The sequence below is a fragment of the Pseudomonas sp. BNK-15 genome, from assembly GCF_047456105.1.
Classification (GTDB): Bacteria; Pseudomonadota; Gammaproteobacteria; order Pseudomonadales; family Pseudomonadaceae; genus Aquipseudomonas; species Aquipseudomonas putida_E.
In genome coordinates this window covers 3,856,109-3,879,786 of sequence record NZ_CP179898.1, presented here as the reverse complement: position 1 = coordinate 3,879,786, position 23,678 = coordinate 3,856,109, and the positions used below count along the sequence as shown (strand labels likewise).

20 protein-coding genes are annotated in these 23,678 nt (G+C 63.1%); 9 read left to right on the top strand and 11 right to left on the bottom strand.

Annotated elements, in window-relative coordinates; genetic code table 11:
* Positions 1-11 precede the first annotated feature (11 nt).
* The gene (locus tag ACMGF5_RS17725; protein WP_414157010.1) at positions 12-2,030 is read right to left on the bottom strand and encodes an alpha-1,4-glucan--maltose-1-phosphate maltosyltransferase; all 2,019 of its coding nucleotides are present in this window, start codon (positions 2,028-2,030) and stop codon (positions 12-14) included.
* 139 nt (positions 2,031-2,169) lie between these two features.
* Here ACMGF5_RS17725 and ACMGF5_RS17720 point away from each other — a divergent pair, with 139 nt between their 5' ends.
* A complete protein-coding gene (locus ACMGF5_RS17720) occupies positions 2,170-2,331 on the top strand; it encodes a hypothetical protein (RefSeq protein WP_012313715.1) in 162 nt (53 codons plus the stop codon).
* Positions 2,332-2,417: 86 nt separating this feature from the next.
* Here ACMGF5_RS17720 and ACMGF5_RS17715 read toward each other — a convergent pair whose 3' ends face one another.
* A complete protein-coding gene (locus ACMGF5_RS17715; protein WP_414156027.1) occupies positions 2,418-4,100 on the bottom strand; it encodes an AMP-binding protein in 1,683 nt (560 codons plus the stop codon).
* A 216-nt stretch (positions 4,101-4,316) separates the two neighbouring features.
* Here ACMGF5_RS17715 and ACMGF5_RS17710 point away from each other — a divergent pair, with 216 nt between their 5' ends.
* The 4 genes from ACMGF5_RS17710 to ACMGF5_RS17695 are packed head-to-tail and all read left to right on the top strand — an operon-like array spanning position 4,317 to position 9,875.
* Positions 4,317-5,480 carry an isovaleryl-CoA dehydrogenase gene (locus ACMGF5_RS17710; protein ID WP_012313713.1) on the top strand — a complete coding sequence of 388 codons (1,164 nt, stop codon included), beginning with the start codon at positions 4,317-4,319 and terminating at the stop codon, positions 5,478-5,480.
* A 19-nt stretch (positions 5,481-5,499) separates the two neighbouring features.
* Entirely contained in the window at positions 5,500-7,107 is a 1,608-nt protein-coding gene (locus ACMGF5_RS17705; protein WP_115275334.1) for a carboxyl transferase domain-containing protein, read from the top strand.
* Positions 7,108-7,110: 3 nt separating this feature from the next.
* Positions 7,111-7,926, top strand: coding sequence for a gamma-carboxygeranoyl-CoA hydratase (locus tag ACMGF5_RS17700; protein ID WP_161872316.1), 816 nt, complete (start codon positions 7,111-7,113; stop codon positions 7,924-7,926).
* Entirely contained in the window at positions 7,923-9,875 is a 1,953-nt protein-coding gene (locus ACMGF5_RS17695) for a biotin carboxylase N-terminal domain-containing protein (protein ID WP_414157009.1), read from the top strand. The genes ACMGF5_RS17700 and ACMGF5_RS17695 overlap by 4 nt, the downstream gene beginning before the upstream one ends.
* A gap of 104 nt (positions 9,876-9,979) precedes the next feature.
* Here ACMGF5_RS17695 and ACMGF5_RS17690 read toward each other — a convergent pair whose 3' ends face one another.
* Positions 9,980-10,642 carry a LexA family protein gene (locus ACMGF5_RS17690; protein ID WP_115275336.1) on the bottom strand — a complete coding sequence of 221 codons (663 nt, stop codon included), beginning with the start codon at positions 10,640-10,642 and terminating at the stop codon, positions 9,980-9,982.
* A gap of 130 nt (positions 10,643-10,772) precedes the next feature.
* Here ACMGF5_RS17690 and ACMGF5_RS17685 point away from each other — a divergent pair, with 130 nt between their 5' ends.
* A complete protein-coding gene (locus ACMGF5_RS17685; RefSeq protein ID WP_012313708.1) occupies positions 10,773-11,084 on the top strand; it encodes a DUF6124 family protein in 312 nt (103 codons plus the stop codon).
* 435 nt (positions 11,085-11,519) lie between these two features.
* Complete coding sequence (locus ACMGF5_RS17680) at positions 11,520-12,035, top strand: DUF4880 domain-containing protein (protein WP_414157008.1); 516 nt, start codon at positions 11,520-11,522, stop codon at positions 12,033-12,035.
* A 43-nt stretch (positions 12,036-12,078) separates the two neighbouring features.
* Here ACMGF5_RS17680 and ACMGF5_RS17675 read toward each other — a convergent pair whose 3' ends face one another.
* Positions 12,079-13,254, bottom strand: coding sequence for an MFS transporter (locus ACMGF5_RS17675; protein ID WP_414157866.1), 1,176 nt, complete (start codon positions 13,252-13,254; stop codon positions 12,079-12,081).
* A gap of 328 nt (positions 13,255-13,582) precedes the next feature.
* Between ACMGF5_RS17675 and ACMGF5_RS17670 the strand changes: the two genes are divergently transcribed.
* The gene (locus tag ACMGF5_RS17670; RefSeq protein WP_161872319.1) at positions 13,583-14,731 is read left to right on the top strand and encodes a M14-type cytosolic carboxypeptidase; all 1,149 of its coding nucleotides are present in this window, start codon (positions 13,583-13,585) and stop codon (positions 14,729-14,731) included.
* A 58-nt stretch (positions 14,732-14,789) separates the two neighbouring features.
* On the opposite strand, the gene ACMGF5_RS17665 is transcribed toward ACMGF5_RS17670, so the two are convergent.
* From ACMGF5_RS17665 to ACMGF5_RS17635, 7 genes are all read right to left on the bottom strand, one after another.
* Positions 14,790-15,761, bottom strand: a complete 972-nt coding sequence (locus ACMGF5_RS17665) for a spore coat U domain-containing protein (protein WP_414157007.1) — start codon at positions 15,759-15,761, stop codon at positions 14,790-14,792.
* Complete coding sequence (locus tag ACMGF5_RS17660) at positions 15,758-18,082, bottom strand: fimbria/pilus outer membrane usher protein (RefSeq protein WP_414157865.1); 2,325 nt, start codon at positions 18,080-18,082, stop codon at positions 15,758-15,760. Before ACMGF5_RS17660 ends, ACMGF5_RS17665 begins: the two co-directional genes overlap by 4 nt.
* 81 nt (positions 18,083-18,163) lie before the next feature.
* Positions 18,164-18,940, bottom strand: coding sequence for a molecular chaperone (locus ACMGF5_RS17655; protein ID WP_115275340.1), 777 nt, complete (start codon positions 18,938-18,940; stop codon positions 18,164-18,166).
* 43 nt (positions 18,941-18,983) lie between these two features.
* Positions 18,984-19,487 carry a spore coat U domain-containing protein gene (locus tag ACMGF5_RS17650; protein WP_115275341.1) on the bottom strand — a complete coding sequence of 168 codons (504 nt, stop codon included), beginning with the start codon at positions 19,485-19,487 and terminating at the stop codon, positions 18,984-18,986.
* A gap of 9 nt (positions 19,488-19,496) precedes the next feature.
* Positions 19,497-20,030, bottom strand: a complete 534-nt coding sequence (locus ACMGF5_RS17645) for a spore coat U domain-containing protein (RefSeq protein ID WP_414157006.1) — start codon at positions 20,028-20,030, stop codon at positions 19,497-19,499.
* Positions 20,031-20,049: 19 nt separating this feature from the next.
* The gene (locus tag ACMGF5_RS17640; protein WP_039602589.1) at positions 20,050-20,586 is read right to left on the bottom strand and encodes a spore coat U domain-containing protein; all 537 of its coding nucleotides are present in this window, start codon (positions 20,584-20,586) and stop codon (positions 20,050-20,052) included.
* A gap of 29 nt (positions 20,587-20,615) precedes the next feature.
* On the bottom strand, positions 20,616-21,143 hold the full coding sequence (locus ACMGF5_RS17635) for a spore coat U domain-containing protein (protein WP_119688620.1): 528 nt from the start codon (positions 21,141-21,143) through the stop codon (positions 20,616-20,618).
* Between the two features lie 264 nt (positions 21,144-21,407).
* Between ACMGF5_RS17635 and ACMGF5_RS17630 the strand changes: the two genes are divergently transcribed.
* Positions 21,408-23,678 carry an ATP-binding protein gene (locus ACMGF5_RS17630; RefSeq protein ID WP_414157005.1) on the top strand — a complete coding sequence of 757 codons (2,271 nt, stop codon included), beginning with the start codon at positions 21,408-21,410 and terminating at the stop codon, positions 23,676-23,678.

The window sequence follows — 23,678 nt, the reverse complement described above, 5'->3', positions numbered from 1 at the left end:
CGCCCAGGGGCTTATCGGGCCTTTTCTATGCGCCAGATACCAAATGGCTGATGCCACGGTTCGATACGCATCCATTGGGTCTTGCCATGCCAGGTCCAGCGGTGGCCGTTCATCAGGTCTTCGCCCAGGGTGTCGGCGTCATCGTCCAGCCCCAGCTCCCACAGCGGCAGTTCGAAGCTGGCCTCCTGGGCGTTGTGCGGGTCGAGGCTGACCGCTATCAGGATGTAGTTGTCGCGCTCGGGCGTGCGCTTGGCGAAATACAGGATGTTGTCGTTCCAGCAGTTGAAGAACGCCACGCCCAGGTGCGTCTGCAGGGCGCGGTTCTGCCGGCGGATGCGATTGAGTTGGGCGATTTCGGCAATGATGTTGCCGGGCTGGGTAAAATCGCGCGGGCGGATCTCGTACTTCTCCGAATCCAGGTACTCTTCCTTGCCCGGCAGGGGTGTGCCTTCGCACAGCTCGAAGCCCGAGTACATGCCCCACAGCCCCGACCCCATGGTCGCCAGCGCGGCGCGGATCAGAAACCCCGCACGGCCGCTGGTGTGCAGGAAGAACGGGTTGATGTCCGGCGTGTTGACGAAGAAGTTGGGCCGGTAGCACAGGCTCCAGGGCGGCTGATTGAGCTGCTCGAAATACTCGCGCAGTTCCTGTTTGGTATTGCGCCAGGTGAAATAGGTGTAGCTCTGGGCGTAACCCACCTTGCCCAGGCGCGCCATCATCGCCGGTTTGGTGAAGGCTTCAGCCAGGAAGATCACGTCCGGGTACTGGCTGCGCACATTGGCGATCAACCATTGCCAGAACGGCAGCGGTTTGGTGTGCGGGTTGTCGACGCGGAAGGTCTTTACCCCCTCCTCGACCCAGCCCACCACCACATCGCGCAGGGCCAGCCACAGCGACGGCACGGCGTCAGCGGCGTAGAAATCGACGTTGACGATGTCCTGGTACTTCTTCGGCGGGTTTTCGGCATAGCGGATGGTGCCGTCGGGGCGCCAGCTGAACCAGCCGGGATGTTCCTTGAGCCACGGGTGGTCCTGGGAGCACTGGATGGCGAAGTCCAGGGCGATCTCCAGCCCGTGCTCGGCGGCGGCGGCCACTAGGCGGCGGAAGTCCTCCCGGGTGCCCAGCTGCGGGTGTATGGCATCGTGCCCGCCCTCGGGGCTGCCGATGGCGTAGGGGCTGCCCGGGTCGTTGGGCTCAGCACGCAAGGCATTGTTGCGGCCCTTGCGGTGCTGCTTGCCGATCGGATGAATGGGCGGGAAATACAGCACGTCAAAGCCCATGTCACGAATCATCGGCAAACGCTCGTGAACGTCGTTGAAGGTACCGTGGCGCTCAGGGCTGTCGGTGATCGAACGCGGGAACAGCTCATACCAGCTGGCGAACTGCGCGGCCGGGCGGTCGACATCGACCGGGAACTCGCGGCTGCAGGTGAGGTAGCTGCGGTGCTCGGCCTCGGTCATCAGGCGCGACGCCTGCGCATCCAGCAGCAGCGCCACCTGGTCAGCCTGGGCCAACGTGGGCAACTGAGCCTGCAGTGCCTCGATCTGCTTGCGCAGTTCGCCCTCGCTGCGCTCTGCGCCTTTGCCGAGCAGCTGGCGGCCCTCTTCCAGTTCCAGCTTCACGTCGACGCCGGCGTGGAACTTCTTCTCCAGGTCGTGGCAATACGTGGCGAACGGATCGATCCAGGCCTCGATACTGAACAGGTGCGGGCCGAGTTCGGTAGGGGTGAATTCGGCCAGCCACAGGTCGTTGCCCGGCGAATGCATGGGCACGCAGTGCCAGCGCCGGCCATGGGCCTGCCGCCATTTGAACATCACAGCCAGGCGATCGTGGCCATCGCTGTAGACCTTGCTGCTGACTGCAACCGGCAGGCCGCTGATGGCCTTGACGGCGAAACCGCCACCGTCAAGTGCGGGCTGGGTATCCTCGATCACGATGCGCGGCGCCAGCAGCGCCTGGGACAGGCTGATGGCCTGGTCGGGGTGATCGTTCGCCATCGGTACGCTTTCGAAGGGCTCGTTGCGCGACATCGGTCCTGGCTCCCTGTTGGCATTGGCGGTAAGGGTTCAGAGCCATCGTCCACGCAGGGGGTTCAAAAAAATTGAGCAAACGGCGCAGCCACGTATCAAAGCCTGCACCACCCTCTCATTCACCCTGCGAGGTCAGGCCATGAACATTCCCATTCCACCAGAGACACCCGACCCCAACATCGACGACCCGAGCCTGCCGCCGCCCGTGCCGGAAGAGGACCCGGACGAGCTGCCGATCAAGCCGACCGAGCCGCCGACGGTCGGCGACCCGCCGAGCCAGGAGCCACCGGTGAAGGCTTAAGGATAGACGAGGGAAAGCGATGCACCTGCAACGGTGCTGCCGGCCGTGCACGGGTATCACTCGGCGCGGCCAGCGCCCTGGCTGAATTACCCAGCCGGTACTGCTGAAAGCGAGGCCGCGCTGATTTCGCGCATCTTGAACTTCTGCACCTTGCCGGTCACCGTCATGGGAAACTCGTCAACGAAACAGAAGTGCCGTGGCACCTTGTAGTGCGCGATGCGCGCCTTGCACCAGCCCTGCAACTCTTCAGCCGTTGCGCTGTGGCCGGGATGCAACTTGATCCAGGCCACCACTTCCTCGCCATACCTATCGCACGGGATGCCGATCACCTGGGCGTCCGCCACTGCAGGGTGGGTATAGAAGAACTCCTCGAGCTCGCGCGGATAAATGTTTTCGCCACCGCGAATGATCATGTCCTTGTTGCGCCCGACGATGCGCACATGGCCATCTTCATCCATCACCGCCAGGTCGCCCGAGTGCATCCACCCTGCAGGATCGATGGCATCCGCCGTGGCCTGCGGGTTATCCCAGTAACCGAGCATCACGCTGTAGCCACGGGTGCACAATTCGCCGATCTCGCCCCTGGGCACGATGCAGCCGTCGGCATCCACCAGTTTGGTCTCCAGCTGGGGCTGGGTGCGGCCAACCGTGGTCACGCGCAGCTCCAGGTCATCGTCGGGGCCGGTCTGCAGGGACACCGGGCTGGTTTCGGTCATGCCATAGGCAATTTGCACCTGGGCCATGTGCAGTTGGTCGATGACCCGGCGCATGACCTCGATCGGGCAGGTGGCACCGGCCATGATGCCGCTGCGCAGGGTCGAAAGGTCCAGGTGCTGGCGCGACGGATGGTCGAGCATGGCGATGAACATGGTCGGCACGCCATAGAGGATGCTGGCGCGCTCTTCGGCGACCGCACGCAGAGTGAGCTCGGCATCGAAGGCGTCGCTGGGGTAGATCATGGTGCTGCCATGGGTGATGCAACCAAGGTTGGCCATGACCATGCCAAAGCAGTGGTACAGCGGTACCGGGATCACCATGCGGTCGGTGCTGGTCAGGCCCAGACTTTCGCCAACCATGAAACCGTTGTTGAGGATGTTGTAATGACTGAGCGTCGCCCCCTTGGGCGCGCCAGTGGTGCCGGAGGTGTACTGGATGTTCACCGGCTGATCGAACTGCAGGCTGCGCTGGCGAGCCTGATAAGCCTCAACAGCCGTCTCCCCTGCCCGCTCGCCCAGCGCATGCCACGCCAGAAAACCTGGGGGCGGGTTGCCGGCCAGGCTGATCACCCCGCGCAGCTCGGGCAGGCGCTCGCTGGCCAAGTCACCGGGCAGCACTGCAGCCAGCCCCGGTATCAGCTCCTTGACCATGGCATGGTAATCGGACGTCTTGAAGGCATCGGCGCACACCAGCCAGCGGCAGCCGGACTGGCGCAACACGTACTCCAGCTCGCCCACCCGGTAGGCCGGGTTGATATTGACCAGAATCGCACCGACCTTGGCGCTGGCCAGCTGCAGGATGCACCACTGGGCGCAGTTGGGTGACCAGATGCCGACCCGGTCCCCCCTGTCGACACCCAGGGCCATCAACGCCCGGGCATGGACATCGACCTGTTCGGCCAACTGCTGCCAGGTGAAACGCAGGCCCTGCTGGCGCACCACCAACGCTTCGCCATCGGCGTAACGGGCCACGGTCGCATCGAAGGCCTGGCCAATGGTCAGGGTCAGCAAGGGTAGGTCCTGACGACCTTGGGTGTAGCTGGGTTGACTCATGGGTGTCCCTTCTTGTGGTTGTTCTGGGCACGGCTCAAGCAAGCGACAAATACTGTGGCGCAGATTTACGTTTACGTAAAGGTGATGACCGGATTGACACCGACGGATCGCAGGTTTACGTTAACGTAAAGGTGAAAACGACATAGCGCTCATAGCCAATGGCTACCGCTTGCTGAGCTACGGTGTTTCCTAATTTCAAGAACAAGAAGGTGCCCCATGCATTACCCCTCCCTGAACTTCGCCCTGGGCGAAACCATCGACATGCTCCGTGACCAGGTGCGCACCTTCGTCGCCGCCGAGCTGGCGCCACGCGCCGCACAGATCGACCACGACAACCTGTTCCCTGCCGACATGTGGCGCAAGTTTGGCGACATGGGCCTGCTGGGCATCACGGTACCGGAAGAATACGGCGGCGCCGGCCTGGGCTACCTGGCCCACGTGGTGTCGATGGAAGAAATCAGCCGTGGCTCAGCCTCGGTGGCGCTGTCCTACGGCGCCCACTCCAACCTGTGCGTCAACCAGATCAACCGCAACGGCACCCATGAGCAGAAGCTCAAGTACCTGCCAAAGCTGATCAGCGGTGAACACATCGGCGCGCTGGCCATGAGCGAGCCAAACGCCGGCTCCGACGTGGTGTCGATGAAACTGCGCGCCGAAAAGCGCGGCGACCGCTACGTGCTCAACGGCAGCAAGACCTGGATCACCAACGGCCCGGATGCCAACACCTACGTGATCTACGCCAAGACCGACCTGGACAAGGGCGCCCACGGCATCACAGCGTTCATCGTCGAGCGCGACTGGCAAGGCTTCAGCCGCAGCAACAAGTTCGACAAGCTGGGCATGCGCGGCTCCAACACCTGCGAGCTGTTTTTCGATGACGTCGAAGTGCCGGAAGAAAACATCCTCGGCCAGCTCAACGGCGGCGTGCGCGTACTGATGAGCGGCCTGGACTACGAGCGCGTGGTGCTCTCCGGTGGCCCCACCGGCATCATGCAAAGCTGCATGGACCTGGTGGTCCCGTACATCCACGACCGCAAGCAGTTCGGCCAGAGCATCGGCGAGTTCCAGTTGATACAGGGCAAGATCGCCGACATGTACACCCAACTGAACGCCAGCCGCGCCTACCTGTACGCCGTGGCCCAGGCCTGCGACCGTGGCGAGACCACACGCAAGGACGCCGCCGGGGTGATCCTGTACACCGCGGAGCGCGCCACGCAGATGGCCCTGGAAGCGATCCAGATTCTCGGCGGCAACGGCTACATCAATGAATTCCCGGCGGGCCGCTTGCTGCGCGACGCCAAGCTGTACGAGATCGGCGCCGGCACCAGCGAAATCCGCCGGATGCTGATCGGCCGCGAACTGTTCAACGAAACCCGCTGAGCACAAGGGACGGGCGCACATGGCTACCTTGCACACCCAGATCAACCCGCGTTCGGCGGAATTCGCCGGCAACAGCGCGGCCATGCTCGAACAGGTCCAGGCCCTGCGCGGCCTGCTCGCCCACATTGCCCAAGGCGGCGGGCCCAAGGCCCAAGAACGGCACACCTCCCGAGGCAAACTGCTACCGCGTGAGCGTATCGATCGCCTGCTGGACCCGGGCTCGCCATTTCTCGAAATCGGCCAGCTGGCCGCCCATGAGGTGTACGGCGAAGACGTGCCCGCTGCCGGCGTCATCGCGGGCATCGGCCGCGTCGAGGGCGTGGAATGCATGATCGTGGCCAACGACGCCACAGTGAAAGGCGGTTCGTACTATCCGCTGACGGTCAAAAAGCACCTGCGTGCGCAAACCATCGCCCAGCAGAACCGTCTGCCGTGCATCTACCTGGTGGACTCGGGCGGCGCCAACCTGCCGCGCCAAGATGAAGTGTTCCCCGACCGCGAACATTTCGGGCGGATCTTCTTCAACCAGGCCAACATGAGCGCGCTGGGCATCCCGCAGATCGCCGTGGTCATGGGCTCGTGCACCGCAGGCGGCGCCTATGTGCCGGCCATGGCCGACGAAGCGATCATGGTCCGCCAGCAGGCGACCATCTTCCTGGCGGGCCCGCCACTGGTGAAAGCCGCCACGGGTGAGGTGGTGAGCGCCGAAGACCTCGGCGGTGCCGATGTGCATTGCCGCACCAGCGGCGTGGCTGACCACTATGCCGACAATGATGAACACGCCCTGGCCCTGGCCCGGCGCAGCGTGGCCAACCTCAACTGGCACAAGCTCGGCAAGCTGCAACGCCAGGCGCCGGTTGCGCCGCTGTATCCCGCCCAAGAGCTGTACGGCGTGGTGCCGGCTGACGCCAAGCAACCGTTCGATGTGCGTGAGGTGATTGCGCGTCTGGTCGACGGGTCGGGTTTCGATGAATTCAAGGCACTGTTCGGCACCACACTGGTGTGCGGCTTTGCCCACCTGCACGGCTACCCGGTGGCGATACTGGCCAACAACGGCATCCTGTTCGCCGAAGCCGCGCAAAAAGGCGCGCACTTCATCGAACTGGCCTGCCAACGCGGCATCCCGCTGCTGTTCCTGCAGAACATCACCGGCTTCATGGTCGGCAAGAAATACGAAGAAGGCGGCATCGCCAAGCACGGCGCCAAGCTGGTCACCGCCGTGGCCTGCGCCCAGGTGCCGAAGTTCACGGTGATCATCGGTGGCAGCTTTGGCGCTGGCAACTACGGCATGTGTGGCCGCGCCTATGATCCGCGCTTCCTGTGGATGTGGCCCAATGCGCGGATTGGCGTGATGGGGGCCGAACAGGCCGCCGGGGTGCTGGCCCAGGTCAAGCGCGAGCAGAGCGAACGCAGCGGCCAGGCCTTCAGCGCCGAGGATGAGGCCAGGCTCAAGCAGCCCATTCTCGACCAGTACGAACACCAGGGTCACCCCTACTATTCCAGCGCCCGGCTATGGGACGACGGCGTCATCGACCCGGCGCAGACCCGCGACGTGCTAGGCCTGGCGTTGTCCGCCGCGCTGAACGCACCAATCGAACAGAGCCGCTTCGGCATTTTCCGGATGTGACCCATGAGCGATTTCAGCACCCTCGAAGTAATCCGCGACCCGCGCGGCTTCGCCACCCTGTGGCTGAGCCGCGAGGACAAGAACAACGCCTTCAATGCACAGATGATCCGCGAGCTGATCGTCGCCCTCGGCCAGCTGGCCGACGACGCCAGCCTGCGCTTCATGCTGCTGCGCGGCCGTGGCCGCCATTTCAGCGCCGGCGCAGACCTGGCGTGGATGCAGCAATCGGCACAGCTGGACTTCAACACCAACCTCGATGACGCCCGTGAACTGGGCGAACTGATGTACGCCCTGCACCGCTTGAAGGTACCCACCCTGGCCGTGGTGCAAGGCGCGGCCTTTGGCGGCGCCCTGGGGTTGATCAGTTGCTGCGACATGGCCATCGGCGCCGAGGATGCACAGCTGTGCCTGTCCGAAGTGCGCATTGGCCTGGCCCCGGCGGTGATCAGCCCGTTCGTGGTCAAGGCCATCGGTGAGCGTACCGCGCGCCGTTATGCCCTGACCGCCGAACGCTTCAGCGGCGTACGGGCCCGGGAACTGGGGCTGTTGGCAGAGGTGTACCCGGCCAGTGAGCTGCAAGTGCAGGTACAGGCCTGGGTGGACAACCTCTTGCAAAACAGCCCGCAGGCACTGCGCGCCACCAAGGACCTGCTGCGCGAAGTCGATGACGGTGAGCTCAGCCCTGCCCTGCGCCGCTACTGTGAAAACGCCATTGCCCGTATCCGTGTCAGCGCCGAAGGCCAGGAGGGCCTGCGCGCCTTCCTGGAAAAACGTCGCCCCGCCTGGCAAACCGAGCCCAACAAGGAGCCGCGCCCATGAGCCGCCCGCCATTGACCACGCTGCTGGTCGCCAACCGTGGCGAAATCGCCTGCCGGGTGATGCGCACCGCCAAGGCCATGGGCCTGACCACCGTGGCCGTGCACAGCGCCACCGACCGCGATGCCCGCCACAGCCGCGAAGCGGATATCCGTGTCGACCTGGGTGGCAGCAAAGCCGCTGACAGTTACCTGGTGATCGACAAATTGCTCGCTGCGGCCAAAGCCAGCGGCGCCCAGGCCATTCACCCAGGCTACGGCTTTCTTTCGGAAAACGCAGGGTTTGCCCGAGCCATCGAGGACGCCGGGCTGATTTTCCTTGGCCCGCCGGCCAGCGCCATTGATGCAATGGGCAGCAAATCGGCAGCCAAGGCGCTGATGGAAGCGGCCGGCGTACCGCTGGTGCCGGGTTACCACGGCGACGCCCAGGACCTGGAAACCTTCCGCGCCGCCGCCGAGCGCATCGGCTACCCGGTGCTGCTCAAGGCCAGCGCCGGGGGCGGCGGCAAGGGCATGAAAGTGGTGGAGGAAGAAAGCCAGCTGGCCGATGCCTTCGCCTCGGCCCAGCGTGAAGCGCAGTCGTCGTTCGGCGATGCGCGCATGCTGGTGGAAAAGTACGTGCTCAAGCCCCGCCACGTCGAGATCCAGGTGTTCGCCGATCAGCACGGCAACTGCCTGTACCTTAATGAGCGCGACTGCTCGATCCAGCGCCGCCATCAGAAAGTGGTCGAGGAAGCGCCTGCGCCGGGGCTCTCCCCTGAATTGCGGCGGGCCATGGGCGAAGCGGCGGTGCGCGCCGCCCAGGCCATCGGTTATGTCGGTGCCGGCACCGTGGAGTTTCTGCTCGATGCCCGTGGCGAGTTCTTCTTCATGGAGATGAATACCCGCCTGCAGGTAGAGCACCCGGTGACCGAAGCTATCACCGGCCTGGACCTGGTGGCCTGGCAGATCCGCGTCGCCTGCGGCGAGCCGCTGCCGATTACCCAGGCGCAGGTGCCGCTGATCGGCCATGCCATCGAGGTGCGCCTGTATGCCGAAGACCCGGCCAATGAGTTTCTGCCGGCCACAGGCACCCTGACGCTGTACCGCGAGTCGGCACCAGGCGAAGGTCGCCGGGTGGACAGCGGGGTAAGCGAGGGAGACCAGGTCTCATCCTTTTATGACCCCATGCTGGGCAAGCTGATCGCCTGGGGCGAAAACCGTGAACAGGCACGCCTGCGCTTGCTGGCGATGCTGGACGAGTTCGCCATCGGCGGGCTGAAGACCAACATTGCCTTCCTGCGCCGCATCCTCGCCCATCCCGCATTCGCGGCGGCCGAGCTGGATACAGGCTTTATTCCACGTCATCAGGAGGTACTGCTGCCGGTACCGCAGCCATTGCCCGCAGGCTTCTGGCAAGCCGCAGGGGAAGCCTGGCTGCAGGGCCAGGCGCCGCATCAGCGTGACGACGATGAACGCTCCCCCTGGGCTGAGCGCACGGGTTTGCGCCTGGGCCTGCCAGCGCACAGCAGCCTGCATTTACGCAGCGGCGGCGAAAGCCAGGCAGTTACCCTTGAGCACGGTGCTACTTTGGCCTGGCAGCTGGACGGCGAACAGCTCGGGCATGATCAAGGCGGCGTGCGCAGGCGTTACCTGGCAGTGCGCCGCGGTGGCACGCTATACCTGCGCTGGGATGGTGAAATGCATGCCATCGAGGCCTTTGACCCGATCGCTGAGGCCGAAGCCAGCCACAGCCATCAGGGCGGGCTGGGCGCGCCCATGAATGGCAGCATCGTGCGGGTACTGGTGGAGCCGGGCCAGGCGGTGGAAGCAGGGACTGCGCTGGTGGTGCTGGAGGCGATGAAAATGGAACACAGCATCCGCGCTCCGCAGGGCGGGACGGTGAAGGCGTTGTTTTGCCAGGAAGGGGATATGGTCAGCGAAGGAACAGTGCTGGTCGAACTGGTGGAGTGATGCAAGCAAGCCGGCTCTCACAAGAATTGCGTTAACACATGGCCAGCGCAATCCCGGTGGGAGCCGGCTTGCCGGCGATTGGGCTGCACAGCAGCCCCGGCAATCTAGAAGGTGCCGTGCACCCGCACAACCACCCCGAGAAACTCACACCCTGGCTCACACAAAACCGTCGGATAACGGGTATTCAGGGGCTTGAGCATCCGCTCCCCACCCTCTTCGATCAATTGCCGCAAGACCGCCAAGCGCCCCGGCTGCCTGGCAATCACCAACTTGCCCGGCTGCGCCTCGAGCCCCGTATCGATCAGGATACGCATACCTTCCGGCACGCTCTTGCCACTGGCGGCGTTCATCGAGTCGTTTTCCACTGCCAGCCAAAATGCATTACCCGCCGGCATATAGTCAGTCTGTTCGTGCAGGTCGCTCTTTTCAGGTAAAGGCCCCTGCAGATCAGCCCAGCTCAGCACAGGGAAACGGAAGCTTGCATAACGCAGCGCCTCAACCGACAAAGGCCGTGCGGGGCCGTAGGTGCCCCTGGATTCACGCGTGAGATCATTGACCTCACGTTCAACCACCATGACCTGGGCCTCCAGGTACACCAACCCGAGCTTTTCCAGTTTCTCGTTGATGGTGATCAGCGTTGGCCGCCGCGTCCCACGCAGCCAATGGCCCACGCCGCCCTGAGTCATGCCCAGACGTTCGGCCAGCTTGAGCTGGCTGAGATTATGTTCGCGCTTGTAGCGCTTGAGAAATGCGTTCCAGTTTTCCATGAGCGGCAACAATACGGACTGTATTAGCCGCTTCAATACACACTCTGAATTATTTGTGACAGGATTAATAGTACAGATTGACCTATGCTCTGATTTCATTGTGTTTGAAGGGAAATCAGAAGGTATCGCGATGAAACCACCGAAAAACGACGAAACAGAACTCGACAGCGAAGCAGCCCGCCGCGCCCTCGACTACTACCTCAACCCCAACCCGCCGCGCCCCAGCATCGACAACAAGATCTGGACACTCCACGAAGGCGTCACCGCAGACCAGGCCCAGGAGCACGCCATCGCGCTGCTGCGCTGCGCGGCCGCCACCGCCCATGAAACCGCCACCCATCAGGAAGGCAGCCACCGCGAGCTGACCTTTGCACTGATGCACATGATGGACATGGCCAGGGCGCTCTTGGAGCACAAGCGCACCCTACAGGGCGGTCGGTAGACAGGTTCGAAAAAGGGAGAGACGTGGTGGCCGGGTACGGCAAAGGCCCCGATTGCCGGGACCCAGGAAGTGCTTCGGTCAATATTTTTCAGCGAACACGTGAAAAATCATTTGACTGCCAAATGATAACGATTATTATTGCACTCAGCTGATCGCGAGATCTGCTGGATAACCTGGAGCTTAGGTCGCTCTCAGATTATCTCCTCATCAGGCTAATCACGGTTTTTGACCCGGCTTTTTGCCGGGTCTTTTTTTTGGCTCTTCAGGCTAATGAAGATCGTTGATGGCCGCGATGATAGCAAAAGTGTTTCAGGGCGTGAACGCTCATTACAAAACTTTGCGGAATCAGCACTTGAGAATCAATCTCGTTTCTACTAATCTGGTTTCGCATCACGGAAGATGCCCCCACCCCAACTCTTGAGCAAGGAGCTGACCATGAGCCGCCTGCTGCTGCCTTTTGAGCACCCAACGCCCGCTACCGGCCACGACGCCGAGGATGCCCTGCTGCACGGGCTCAAGCGCTTGCCACGCCGCGTTCAGCAAGTGTTCCTGCTCAACCGCCTGGACCAGCTGGACTTCGCCAGCATCGCCAGGCGCCTCGACTTGCCCTTGCTGAGCATCGAACGGCACATGAACCAGGCTCTGCAAACGGCCCGCCCGCACGGTGATGCTGTGGCCAGCGTTGCCAGCCAATGGTATGTACGGCTGCAGAGCCCTGAGGCCACCGCCTGCGAGCGCATTGATTTTCGACGCTGGCTGGACGCCGATGCAGCGCACCTGCAAGCCTTCCATGACACCGAACTGCGCTGGCGCAGCCTGCTCGCCCCAGCGAGGGAGCTGGGGCACGATGGCTGGTATCGGCAAGGGCGAGCGGCGATTTCGTTGGGTGGGTGTTCGATTGCGGTAGGGCTAGGCGTGGCGGTGCTGGTGCTGTTTGGCTACTGGGCGTAAGCCGCCTGGGTCGGCAGGACGCAAAGCCGGTATTTCTGCCAAATCAAGCCTGATGTCCGAATGGCCCGGACACGTAGGCAAGTAGCAACCAGCCTGACAGGCAAGAGGCTATAAAAATCGCTGCCAGGCCCATTGCCAAACTCTCCTCGCCTGAGGACGCCACCAGCAGGCTAACGCACCCACCACACGCAAAGAGCAGAGTGTTGCTGACCGAGGCAGCAGCCCCTGCGCGATCGGGATACCGACTGAGTGCGTAAGTGGTTGCAGCCGGGCGGACGATCGTCGTGCCGATTGTGCATAACGTTAATGGCAACACCAGATTGATGAGCACCAGTTCACCGCTTGAAATGGCAAGATGCAGGGCTACGCCAGCGGTTCCTATCAGTGCAAATCCACAACCAATCTGCACCTGTGTACTCAGACTTCGATTCAGCGAATTGGCAATGACACCGCCGACCATGTAAGCCAATCCGTAGAAGAGCAACACCATGGAGAAGGCGAACTCCGTCAACCCTAGCGGGCCCATGAGCAACAAGGGGGACACAACAACAAATGAAAAATGACAAGAAAATGCCAAACAGGAAAATAGCGAATAAACAAGAAACTTTCTATCTTTCAGAATCTGGCAATAGCCATGCAAAAAACCTCCCCGATAGCGGGAGCCTCCACTTTCATTCAATAACATCAAACAAAGTAAGAGTACCAACACTGCCAGCATGACAAACGCCTGAAAACTCCCCTGCCACCCCCAATATTGCTGAAGCACGCTGCCTGCTAACGGCGACAACGCGATAAAGACGCCGCTTGCACTGGTCAGAAGAATTCGCATCGCATTGCGCTGCTGGCCACTGTAACTATCCTGCACCAGCGCTTGGCTTAGTACGAAACAGCCACAGCCCATGGCCTGCAACAGGCGAAACACCATGAAGGTCTCATAGTGAGTGGTGCGCATGCAGCCGATTGCCCCTGCGATGCCTACCAAGAGCCCAGCGATCAGCAAGCGTTTTCTTCCCACACAATCGGAAAGCGGGCCGATCACCGCTTGGGATAAAGCCACACCCAGCGCAAATAAACTCACTGAATAGGCAATGCGCTTTGTATCGACTGCAAAATACTCAGCCATCTGCGGAACAGAAGGCAAAATGACGTCGAGTGGGAATACACCCAGCAGACTGATAAGAATGAGCAAAATCGACAGGGAAGAAGTTTTTGCAGGCACGCCACCCACTCCGGTTACTGACGACAGGGCGCTGACCAACACGCCTAACCGTTCCACTATTTTTTCAATGCATATACGAACCCACACAGGCAATACACACAAGCGGGATTACTGAATGAAATACCCTAAAAACGTGTAGGATTCTTGAACCCAACATCGTACTAGTCCGTCCTGACCCGCCCATTCCAGTTCGATCTATCAACTGCTTAATCAGCCTGCAATTAACTTCCCAACAATAGGAAATCATTGAGGGTGATGTTTTTTGTACACAGCCTCCCCCACGAGGGGTGTACAGTACCCCCACAACAAAGCCCAAGGAGCCACGCCAATGACCGTGACGCTGTCCCCTCTGCAGATCGACTGCGCTTTCGATTCCGGCAACATCCAGGTCCTGGATGCCAGTAACCCTGCCCAGGTCCACCTGGCCATTCGCCCGGACACCCACAGCGGCCACTTCCAGTGGTTCCACTTCAAGGTCAGCGGCCTCACGCCCGGTCAGGTCCATCGCTTCAGCCTGGACAACGCCAGCGAGTCTTCCTACAAGAACGCCTGGGCCGGCTACAACGCCGTGGCGTCGTACGACCAGCAAACCTGGTTCCGTGTGCCCAGCCAGTTCGATGGCAAGGCACTGGCCTTCGAAGTGAAAGCCGAGCAGGAGCAGATCTGGTTCGCCTACTTCGAGCCCTACCCACGTGCGCGCCACAACCAGTTGATCGAGCGTGCCCAGCAGATTCCCGGTGTCGAACTGCTGGCCCATGGCCGCAGCGTGCAGGGCCGCGACATTCCGCTGTTGCGCGCAGGCGACGGGGCCGCAGGCAAACGCAAGCTATGGCTGATCGCCCAGCAGCACCCGGGCGAGCACATGGCCGAGTGGTTCATGGAGGGGGTGATCGACCGTCTTCAAGCCAATGACGCCGTCGTCCAGCAATTGCTGGCCAAGGCTGACCTGTACCTGATCGCAAACATGAACCCGGATGGCGCCTTCCTCGGCCACCTGCGCACCAACTTCAAAGGCCAGGACCTCAACCGGGCCTGGCAGGATGCCAGCGTCGAGGCTAGCCCGGAGGTGTTCTTTGCCCAGGCGCAGATGAAGCAGTACGGGGTGGATGCGTTCATCGATGTGCATGGGGATGAAGAAATCCCGCACGTGTTCACCGCAGCGTGTGAGGGTAACCCGGGGTACACGCCACGCCTGGCCAAGCTTGAGGAGCAGTTCCGCAGCACCTTGTGCAGCGTTACGCCTGACTTCCAGACCAAGTATGGCTATACCCGCGATGAGCCGGGGCAGGCCAATACGACACTGGCGTGCAATGCGGTGGGCATGGCGTACGACTGCCTGTCGCTGACCCTTGAGATGCCGTTCAAGGACCATGACGATGCGCCCAACCCGGTGACCGGCTGGTCGGGAGAGCGGTCCAAGGCATTGGCAGGGGCGGTGCTGGAGACCTTGCTGAAGATGGCTGACGATTTGCGCTGATCAGTGCCGGCCTTCTCGCGGGGCAAGCCCGCGAAGAGGCCGGCGCAGGCATACCCGGTCAAAACTGCACATCGAGTATCACATTGTCGGTATAGGTCGCCGCCGGCGGTGTCGCCTGGTCGGTATAGACCTTGGCGTTGTAGTTGAACACCTGGCTACCGGTGCCAGTCCCCGCCCCGGGGTTGATATTGGCATCGCTGCTGGAACGCCGCGCGCCACCCACTGCTCCCCAACGTACCGCGCCCGCGCTCTTGAAGATGTCGTAGGCCAGGTAGTCGTTGGCAGCAGACTTCATCCTCCGACGCCCGCCAGATGCGTTCTGCCCGTCATCCAGCCCGACCGTGTAGCTACTGCCCTTGGTGCAGGACAGGTTCACGCTCTGGTTCACCGTGCCGAACCCCGCCACTACCGGTGCGCTGCCAAAGCTGATGGTGGGCGTTGTGATCTGGCAATCATTACTTACCGTCAGGGTCACCGTGAGGGTCTGGTTCCCCGCGCCCGTGTCGCGCCCCAGGCACAGATTGCCCAGGCCAATGCCCGAGCAATAGTTCCAGACCCAGGCAAGGTTCAGCGTCTCGGTATAGACGCCGGCGGCCACGTTGGCGCCAACCGACGTTTTCAGATACAGCGGCACAGACTTCGGGGAATTGCCATTGAGCAGGCCCAGGGCGTCGATCAGGCCATTGCGGGCGAAATCGAACTGCGCGCCGCGAGTGATGGGGTAGCTGGTCGTATTATTGGCATAGATCGTATAAGGGATGACATCCCCGCTCGGTCCCACCAGCCCGCTGGTAGCTGAGGTGATGGTGAGATAGAAGTGGTCACTGCTCACCAGCAGGGACAACAACGAACCGGTGCACTGCAAACCCGCATTGGTGGTGGAAGCACTCTGGATGGCGGTGCGCACCAGCGTTGAGTTGACGGTACCGAACGCCGCTGGCGCGGGCGCGACGGACGAGCATAACGCCCAGACCGAACCCACCGGCAGCCATAGCATTGCGATCAACAGGCCGCGCAATACCCTCCTCATCGGCACACCAACGGGCCGATCAACGGGATCGAGCCTTCTGCCTGCGGCAAGTCGAACTCGACCTGGCACTGCTCTCCTCCCTCCAGCACGACCTGCAGCTGGTTGTGCGCTGAGAGGTTCTCCAAATACACCAGCCCGTCCCAACCCACCACCGCCTGGCTGCCACTTTCACGGTGGCTGACCGTACTGCCCAGCTTGAGCGGCTGCTGGTTGCCATCTACCAGCTCGATGCTGGCCGCCAGCACGCGCTTGAGCGGAAACTCCAGCAAGTAGCCGCTGCCACGGCGCACCGCTACCCGCTGCTCCACCTGCGCCGCGAGCACATCGGGCGGCAGGTCCATGGGGTCGATCTCGTACTTGCCGCGGTAGTAGCCGCTGCTGTACGGCACCAGCAAATGGCCGTTGCGGTCGGTACGGCCGATCTCCTGATTTTCGTAACGCACGGGCACATCGGCATAGCCGCCGGTGCTGACCACCACAAAGGCATCGTCGATACGGTTGGCGGCAAACACCCCGGCGTCCATCCACACCAGCGAGCCGCTGGCATCGGCCCAGCGGGTCATTTCGCCGCTGCTGCCGTACACGCCGGCCTGCAATTGCACCGACTGCAGGCGCCAGGTGGCGTCGGCCTGGCGGTAGGCATCGCGATCACCTGCGGTGGCGTAGCCAAGGTTGTAGCCAACACCGCCGCCCACCGGTACCGCGCGGCTGTAGTTGACCCGCTGCAGGTCCTCGCCTTCCTTGCTGCGTTCCATGCTCACGGCAAGGGTACCGCTGAAGTCGATCGGGATCACCCACTGTGCCTGCACCGCCCACTGGCTGTCGCCGACCTCACGGTTGGCCGACAGGTAGACACTGCTGTTGCCCCACAGCGGTTTGCTCCAGCTCAGGTTGATCAGCCGGGTGCGCGAGCCGTCACCGGCGCGCACATCGAAGTAGCCCGCGCCGAGGCTGCCGAAGCGGTCGAGGTTCAGGCTCAGGGTGACCTGTTCGCTGCGCTGGCTCAATTGCATGTCCGGGCTGTCGACCCGGCTCAGGTCGGCGTAATGACCATGGCGCTGCAAGCGCTGATAGCTGAAACCGAGGCGCTGGCTGTTGTACTGATAGCCGAGGGCGACCTGGTGGCCCTTTTCGCCGTCGTACTCGCTCTGCGCCATTGCAGCGTTCAGTACACCGAACGTGCCTAGGCGCACATTCGCGCCCAAACCGCCAAGCAGCAACGATTCTGCGGTTTCGATATGGCTTTCGAGGGTAAAGAAATCGCTGAGGCCATGGCGCAGGCTGGCCGAGGCGACACCAGGCCCGTAGCTGAAGTCGCGCACTGCATAGTCTCGGCGCAGGCTGCCGGCGGCCATCGAGAAATCCGAAAGGCCTTTTTGCAGCAGGCTGCTGGTGACGTAGAACGGCAACGTGGTGGACACCTGGCGCCCAAGTGCATCGGTGGTAACAACCACGGCCTCGCCGGCACCGTTGATGAACGGCACGTTGGTCAGGGTGTAGGGGCCTGGCTGCAACTCGGCGGTGCTGGACTTGTAGCCGTTGATGAACAGGTCCAGTGAGGTCGGCACCGCCGCCTCTCCCGCGAAAGCAGGCAACGGATAAGTGACCAGGTCAGGGCGGGCGGCAAAGTCACGCGACAACTGCAGGCCGCCTACCCGCACCGAACTGGTCCAGGGCAACGCACCGGTGACGAAGTCGCCCGCTTCGTAAGTCAGCAGGCGCTGCTCGTCGGTGAAGCGCCAGGTGGTGTCGTAGCGCAGGAAACCCTGGCGGCTGTCGTCGGCCGCGGCGCCGTTGAACGACTGCCGCCACTGGCCGGTGCTGGCAAAGGTGCCCCAGCTGTCGAACAGGCGCAGCTCATTCCACGCAGCCAGGTAAGTGCCACCCTCGTCGGTGTCGTTGAGGTACAGGTCGTAGTTGAACAACGCGCCGAAACTGCTGCGCGCATCGCTGGCCGGGTACAGGTTACGGTCGCCGACTTGCTGGTCCGGGAGCCAGGCCGGTGGCACTTGCAGCAGCAGGCGCTGGTTCTGGCTGTCGTAGTCGCTGTGCAGGCCCGCGACGGTATCCAGGGCCACCTCGCCTTGCGGATTGCCCGGCAGGGCGATGCCGGCAGCGCGCAGCACCTGGCTGTCGAGGAACAGCCCGCCGGCGCGCTGCTGCACCGGCACCAGCTCAGCCCTGGGCACCTGGTTCACCAGCAGGTCCAGATACAGTGTGGCGTCGGCAATGGCGGCGGCCTCGGTGGGCGGCGGCGGCAGCTCGTCGGCCACCACCAGGCCGGGGCCGATTACCGCGAGCCCCAGGCACCAGCGGCGCATCGCCTGCGACAGCCATTTCACACACGCATTCCGACCATCGCCGGGTCCTCCCTGGCCCCTGACATTCATTCAATAGTGGTTTCATTGCCCTTGGCGGATCGCTTCGGCCACCTCCTGACCGTTCACCCTGCCCTTGAGTACGCCACTGCTGTTCGGTGCAACCGGTGCCGGCCAGCGCATGCTGGCCCCGGGCAATACATACCCAAGCAGCCCCTCGGCCAGTGGCCTTGCCTGGCCGCCCTGCTGCACCACCACATCGGTCAGCCGGGCATGCACCGGGCCGGTGTTGCGCAGTTCTACATAGGGTTTGCCCTGCACCGTCACCGGCCGCCAGCTCAGTTGCGGCTTGCCTACGCCGCTGGCGCTGCGCTTGCCCTCCGGGTCCGGCTTGCCCCACAAGCCTTCGCCATAGACGAACAACGGTACCGAGTAGCGCATCTGCAGGCGGATGGCTGCGGTAGCGCCCTGACTGGCGTTGTCCGAGGGCAGTGGCGAGGGAATTTCGTCGATGATGATGCGGTAAGCCTGCTCCTGGCCGGCCGGTGAGCTGCCAGTGCGGGTCAGGCGGATCAGTTGTTTCTGGCCGGGGGCGATGGTGGCTACCGGCGGGCTGCCGATGATCTCCCGCTGGGCCTGGAACTGCTCCTGCATGTCGCCCTGACGCCAGGCGAAAACCCGCACCTGTAGGCTCGCCGGAGCGCTGCCACGGTTCTCCAGCCACAGCGCGCCGGCCTTCTGGTCAGCCTCCAGCACCGGGTCTATCGGCCAGATCAGCACCGAGGTGGCAGCCCCCGCCGGCAAGCTCGCCAGCAGCAATGACCCGATCAAACCCCGCGCCCACTTCGCGCTTGCCCGCATACCGCTCTCCTTGATTTATTTTATTGTCAGGGGCCCCGGTGTTTCACCAGGTCACCGTCACTTGCACGACGTCGGTGTAAGTCCCGGCCGGCACAAGGCCGGTGAGCTGCGTGCGGCCATACACCGACAGCTTGATCGTCGTCGGGTCGCTGTTGTTCAGCGTCACGCTCTGGCCCACTGCGATGCTCTGGCTGTAGGCCGCGTCCTGGTACAGTTGGTAGGCCAGCAGCTGCGTGCCGCCGCTGCGTTTGAGGAAGCGCGTGCCGGTCACCACGTTCTGGCCACCGTCCAGGCTCATGCTCAGGCTCACGCCGGGCGTGCACTGGAAGGTCACTGTGGCGCCCCCCAATGAGGTACTGAGGACCCCGGTCGACAAGGCCGACTGCGTCCCGTAGTCGAGCACGCCATACTGGGTGACGCCGCCCACCACCAGGCAGCCTGCGGTGATCGTCGCCGTGACCTGGAAGGTGCTGCTGGTTGCGGCATCCAGTGGCGTCGCCAGCAGCGCACCCAGGCCTGCAAGGCAGCCACCCAGCCAATAGCGCATGGCCGCGGCTCAGAACGACAGCTCGACGGCCACCGTATCGGTGTATACCCCTGCCGGCAGCCCCGCCTTGCCGCGTGCCTGACCGTAGAGGTTGACGGTCTGAGCAACCCCGGTGCTGATCGGCAGCGTGATGGTGCCGTCGATGTCCAACAGTTGGGTGCGCCCGGTGTCGGTATAGAAGTCGTAAGGCACGAAGTTGCCGTTGCCGTCTGCCAGCGCCCGGGTGCCGCCATCCGATGCACCGTCGTTGGCCCCCGCTCGCACGCGAATGGCTGGCACCGTACCTGCGGAGCAGAGGATGCTCATCGCACCGCCGCCGCCACCGAGCACCTCACCGTTGGCGGTGGTGAACAGCGCCTCTTGGGTGCCGAAGCTGAGGGTACCGAAGTTCAACCCCGAGGTGCCTGTGGTGCCATTGACCTGGCACGCCGACGTCAATGTCAGGGTGGAGCTGATGGTCCCGGTCACCGTAGCGGCCTGGGCGTGGCATGCCATCGCCAGGCCAAGGCCAGCGAGCATCCAGTGGGTGAGGTTCGTTCGCATCGGGGTCTCCTTGCGTGAATTACCAGTCCAGAGTCACTCTAAGCGTGTCGCGGTACAGCCCGGCCGGCAGCGCACGCGGTTGCGCTACCACTACGCCGAAGATGGGAATCGGAATCTGTTCGGTGCTGCTGATGGTGAAGGCACGCGCCTGGCCGATGCCATAACGGCTATTGCCGCCTGGGTCGAGCGCCAATTGATAAGGGATCATTTCACGGCCATTGCTGAGCCGCCGTACGCCATCGCTGCCATTGAGGCCGCCGTTGATGCGCACATTGAAGGCCCTGACCTGGGGCGTGCAGCTGATCTGCAAGCTGCCCTCGCCGCCTGCCTCGTCAACCCGGCTGCGCAGCGGCTGGTCCCAGTTCGGACCACGCTCGCCGAAGTCCATCAGCCCCGGGTTGCCGAGCGTGGCCGGGGGCTGGTCGCCACTGCTGATCTGGCACGCTGCGCTGATCACCAAACGAGCCTGGATAAAGCCGGTGGTTGTGCCATGTGCCCCACCACTGGGCAACAGCAGCGGGCCCAGGCTGAGCAACAGAATGGATGTACGGTTCATGGCGTGACGTCCTTGTGCATGGTGGCTCGCTACCAGGTGACCGTGACTTTGAGCAAGTCGGCATACGTACCGGCGTGCGGCACCCAGGCCAACTTGTCGATCCGGGCGTACAGTGGCAGTTCGACCGTACCGCTGTCCGGCACACGTGCGGCGTGGGGCTGGCCCACGACCACAGGCTCGCGCCAGGCCGCGTCGCGGTACAGGCGATAGGGAATCGGCCGGGCCCTGGCGTCGCTACTGGCCAAGAAGCGCAGTTCACCGGCACCACCGTGCAGGCCACCGTCGACACGTACCTGGTAGGGCGTGTCGGGGTTGCATTCCAGTCGCGGTGGGCGCTGGTTTAGCAGCACCCCGCTCAAGGGCGCACCAGGCCCATCCAGACGTGCGGCAGCGCCCAGGTCGATCCGACCGAGGTCCTGCGCCCCCGCCTCGCGCTGCTGGCTGACCAGCATGCAGCCCCGCTGCACCTGCACCCGCACCTCCACGAGGAAGTCCGCTGCCACGGCACTGCCACTCAACAACAGGCCCCACAGTGCGGCCACAAAGCGTCCCTTCACTGACACGTCCCTAGTTTTTCCGTCCTGAGTCTGAGCGTAGCAGCCGGTGGCCTGCCTGTGCCCACTCCACGCCATTCTTTGGTAGTAACAACAAAGGGTTAGACCGTTAGCCGGTCACAGCAAAGAAATTTTCGGCTGGCATCGAACCCAAGCGCCTCCAGTACCTCCAATGGCCATAGGCCGGCAAAGCAGTGCGCATTCTGTTACGGTGCGCAGCAGCCACCGAGCCCGCATCAGACGCATGCGCGCCATGCATGGACGAACATGACAGGAGCGTATCCATTGACGACCACCGACATCGCACTCGCCGAAGCCGTGGAACGCTGCGCCCAGGAGCCGATCCAGGTACCCGGCAGCATCCAGCCACATGGTTTTCTGCTGGTGCTGGATGAACAGGACCTGCGTATCCTCCAGGCCAGCGACAATGTCGAACGCTGGCTCGGTGTGCCCGCCCTTGAGCTGGTGGGATGCACCTTCGCCGACGTGGTCAGCGACAGTTTCGATCTGCGTTCCCATCTTGAGCGCCTGCCCGGCGACGATGTATTCCCCTTCCACATCGGCGATGTGCTCCTGCGCAATGGGGCACCCTGCAACGACCGGCTGCGCCTGCTGACCCATCGCCATGATCAGGTACTGATCGCTGAGTTCGAGCCCGTTCGTCAGCCTGTCGGCCCGGTCGACCAAGGCGATTATTACCCCCTGGTGCGGGGTTTCGTCAGTAGCCTGAACAACGCCGCAACCCTGGAAGCGTTGCTGCAGCAGACTGTATTGCAGATAAAGCGAATCACCGGTTTTGGCCGGGTCAAGGCCTACAGCTTCGATAAAGAGGGCAATGGCCAGGTGCTCGCTGAAGTGGCTGATGCCGGCTATCCACGCTACTTGGGTTTGTGCTTCCCAGCGTCGGACATTCCCCGCCAGGCCCGCGAGCTCTATCGGGTCAACCGCATTCGTGTGATCGAAGATGCCGACTACCAGGCCTCACCGCTGGTGCCGGCGGCCAACCCGCGCACCGGCAAACCGCTGGACATGAGCTTCGCCGCGTTGCGCAGCGTATCGCCGGTGCACCTGCAGTACATGCGCAACATGGGCACCCTGGCGTCGATGTCACTGTCGATCGTGGTCGATGGGCAATTGTGGGGCCTGGTGTCATGCCACCACGAGCAACCTCGCCCGGTCGACCTGCGCACCCGCACAGCCTGCGAGCTGCTGGCCAGTGTGCTGTCGCTGCAGATCGAGTCGCGTGAGGCCCACGCCAATACCCGGAAGCTGCTCGACCTGCGCCAGCACATCGTACGCATGATCTCCTCGATGGCCGACCATGACAGTGTCAGCGAGGGCCTGCGCGCGCAGCCCGAGGTGCTGCTGGCCTTCGCCGGGGCAAGCGGCGCAGCGGTCATTTCCGCCGAGCGCTGCGACCTGATTGGCCAGACGCCGCCGGCAGCGCAGGTCACTGCGCTGGTGCACTGGCTGGCCCAGCGCCATGATGAGACGGTGTTCCACTGTGACAACGTGCGCCGCGACATCGACGAACTGCCCGAGCTGGCCGAGCATGCCGGTGGCGTGCTGGCAGTGGCCATTTCTCAGATCCACTCGCACTACCTGCTGTGGTTCCGCCCCGAGCAGGTGCGCACGGTCAACTGGGCCGGACGGCCCGACAAACAGATAGGCCCGCAGGGCGCGCTGAACCCGCGGCACAGCTTCGAACACTGGCAGGAACAGCTGGGCGGCTACTGCGAGCCATGGGACCCGCTGACGATCGAAGGCGTGGTCGAACTGCGCACCGCCGTGCTCGGCATTGTCCTGCGCAAGGCCGAAGAGCTGGCGCAACTGGCCAACGAGCTGCGCCGTTCGAACAAGGAGCTCGAAGCCTTCAGCTACAGCGTGTCCCACGACCTGCGCGCACCGTTGCGGCATATCGCCGGTTACACCGAACTGCTAGGCGAGATCGAAGGCCAGGGCCTGAGTGAACGCGGCCGGCGCTTTCTCAAGCACATCGAGGAAGCTGCGCAGTTCGCCGGCAGCCTGGTGGATAACCTGCTCAACTTCTCGCAGATGGGCCGCTCGGCCCTACGCCTGTCGGATGTCGACCTCAATGCACTTGTAGAAGCCATCCGCCAGGAACTGGCGCCCGATTATGAAGGGCGCGAGATCGTCTGGGACGTCGCACCGCTGCCCAAGGTGATCGGTGACCCGGCGTTCATCAACCTGGCGCTGCATAATCTGATCGCCAACGCTATCAAGTACACCCGTGGCCGCGAACCTGCGCGCATCGAAATCGGCGCACACCAGCACGCGGAGGAAATCGAAGTCTATATTCGCGATAATGGCGTGGGCTTCGACATGGCCTATGCCAACAAACTCTTCGGGGTGTTCCAGCGGCTGCACCGCATGGAGGATTTCGAGGGCACCGGAATAGGTCTGGCCAGCGTGCGGCGGATCATCGAGCGCCATGATGGCCGAGTCTGGGCCCAAGGCCAGGTCGACCAGGGCGCCAGCTTCCATTTCACTCTTCCACGTCATCCAGAAACAAACTGA

Excerpts from the sequence above, each read along its gene's own strand:
- ACMGF5_RS17725 (WP_414157010.1), bottom strand. The coding sequence starts at position 2,030 with ATGTCGCGCAACGAGCCCTTCGAAAGCGTACCGATGGCGAACGATCAC.
- ACMGF5_RS17720 (WP_012313715.1), top strand. The coding sequence starts at position 2,170 with ATGAACATTCCCATTCCACCAGAGACACCCGACCCCAACATCGACGAC.
- ACMGF5_RS17715 (WP_414156027.1), bottom strand. The coding sequence starts at position 4,100 with ATGAGTCAACCCAGCTACACCCAAGGTCGTCAGGACCTACCCTTGCTG.
- ACMGF5_RS17710 (WP_012313713.1), top strand. The coding sequence starts at position 4,317 with ATGCATTACCCCTCCCTGAACTTCGCCCTGGGCGAAACCATCGACATG.
- ACMGF5_RS17705 (WP_115275334.1), top strand. The coding sequence starts at position 5,500 with ATGGCTACCTTGCACACCCAGATCAACCCGCGTTCGGCGGAATTCGCC.
- ACMGF5_RS17700 (WP_161872316.1), top strand. The coding sequence starts at position 7,111 with ATGAGCGATTTCAGCACCCTCGAAGTAATCCGCGACCCGCGCGGCTTC.
- ACMGF5_RS17695 (WP_414157009.1), top strand. The coding sequence starts at position 7,923 with ATGAGCCGCCCGCCATTGACCACGCTGCTGGTCGCCAACCGTGGCGAA.
- ACMGF5_RS17690 (WP_115275336.1), bottom strand. The coding sequence starts at position 10,642 with ATGGAAAACTGGAACGCATTTCTCAAGCGCTACAAGCGCGAACATAAT.
- ACMGF5_RS17685 (WP_012313708.1), top strand. The coding sequence starts at position 10,773 with ATGAAACCACCGAAAAACGACGAAACAGAACTCGACAGCGAAGCAGCC.
- ACMGF5_RS17680 (WP_414157008.1), top strand. The coding sequence starts at position 11,520 with ATGAGCCGCCTGCTGCTGCCTTTTGAGCACCCAACGCCCGCTACCGGC.
- ACMGF5_RS17670 (WP_161872319.1), top strand. The coding sequence starts at position 13,583 with ATGACCGTGACGCTGTCCCCTCTGCAGATCGACTGCGCTTTCGATTCC.
- ACMGF5_RS17665 (WP_414157007.1), bottom strand. The coding sequence starts at position 15,761 with ATGAGGAGGGTATTGCGCGGCCTGTTGATCGCAATGCTATGGCTGCCG.
- ACMGF5_RS17660 (WP_414157865.1), bottom strand. The coding sequence starts at position 18,082 with ATGCGCCGCTGGTGCCTGGGGCTCGCGGTAATCGGCCCCGGCCTGGTG.
- ACMGF5_RS17655 (WP_115275340.1), bottom strand. The coding sequence starts at position 18,940 with ATGCGGGCAAGCGCGAAGTGGGCGCGGGGTTTGATCGGGTCATTGCTG.
- ACMGF5_RS17650 (WP_115275341.1), bottom strand. The coding sequence starts at position 19,487 with ATGCGCTATTGGCTGGGTGGCTGCCTTGCAGGCCTGGGTGCGCTGCTG.
- ACMGF5_RS17645 (WP_414157006.1), bottom strand. The coding sequence starts at position 20,030 with ATGCGAACGAACCTCACCCACTGGATGCTCGCTGGCCTTGGCCTGGCG.
- ACMGF5_RS17640 (WP_039602589.1), bottom strand. The coding sequence starts at position 20,586 with ATGAACCGTACATCCATTCTGTTGCTCAGCCTGGGCCCGCTGCTGTTG.
- ACMGF5_RS17630 (WP_414157005.1), top strand. The coding sequence starts at position 21,408 with ATGACAGGAGCGTATCCATTGACGACCACCGACATCGCACTCGCCGAA.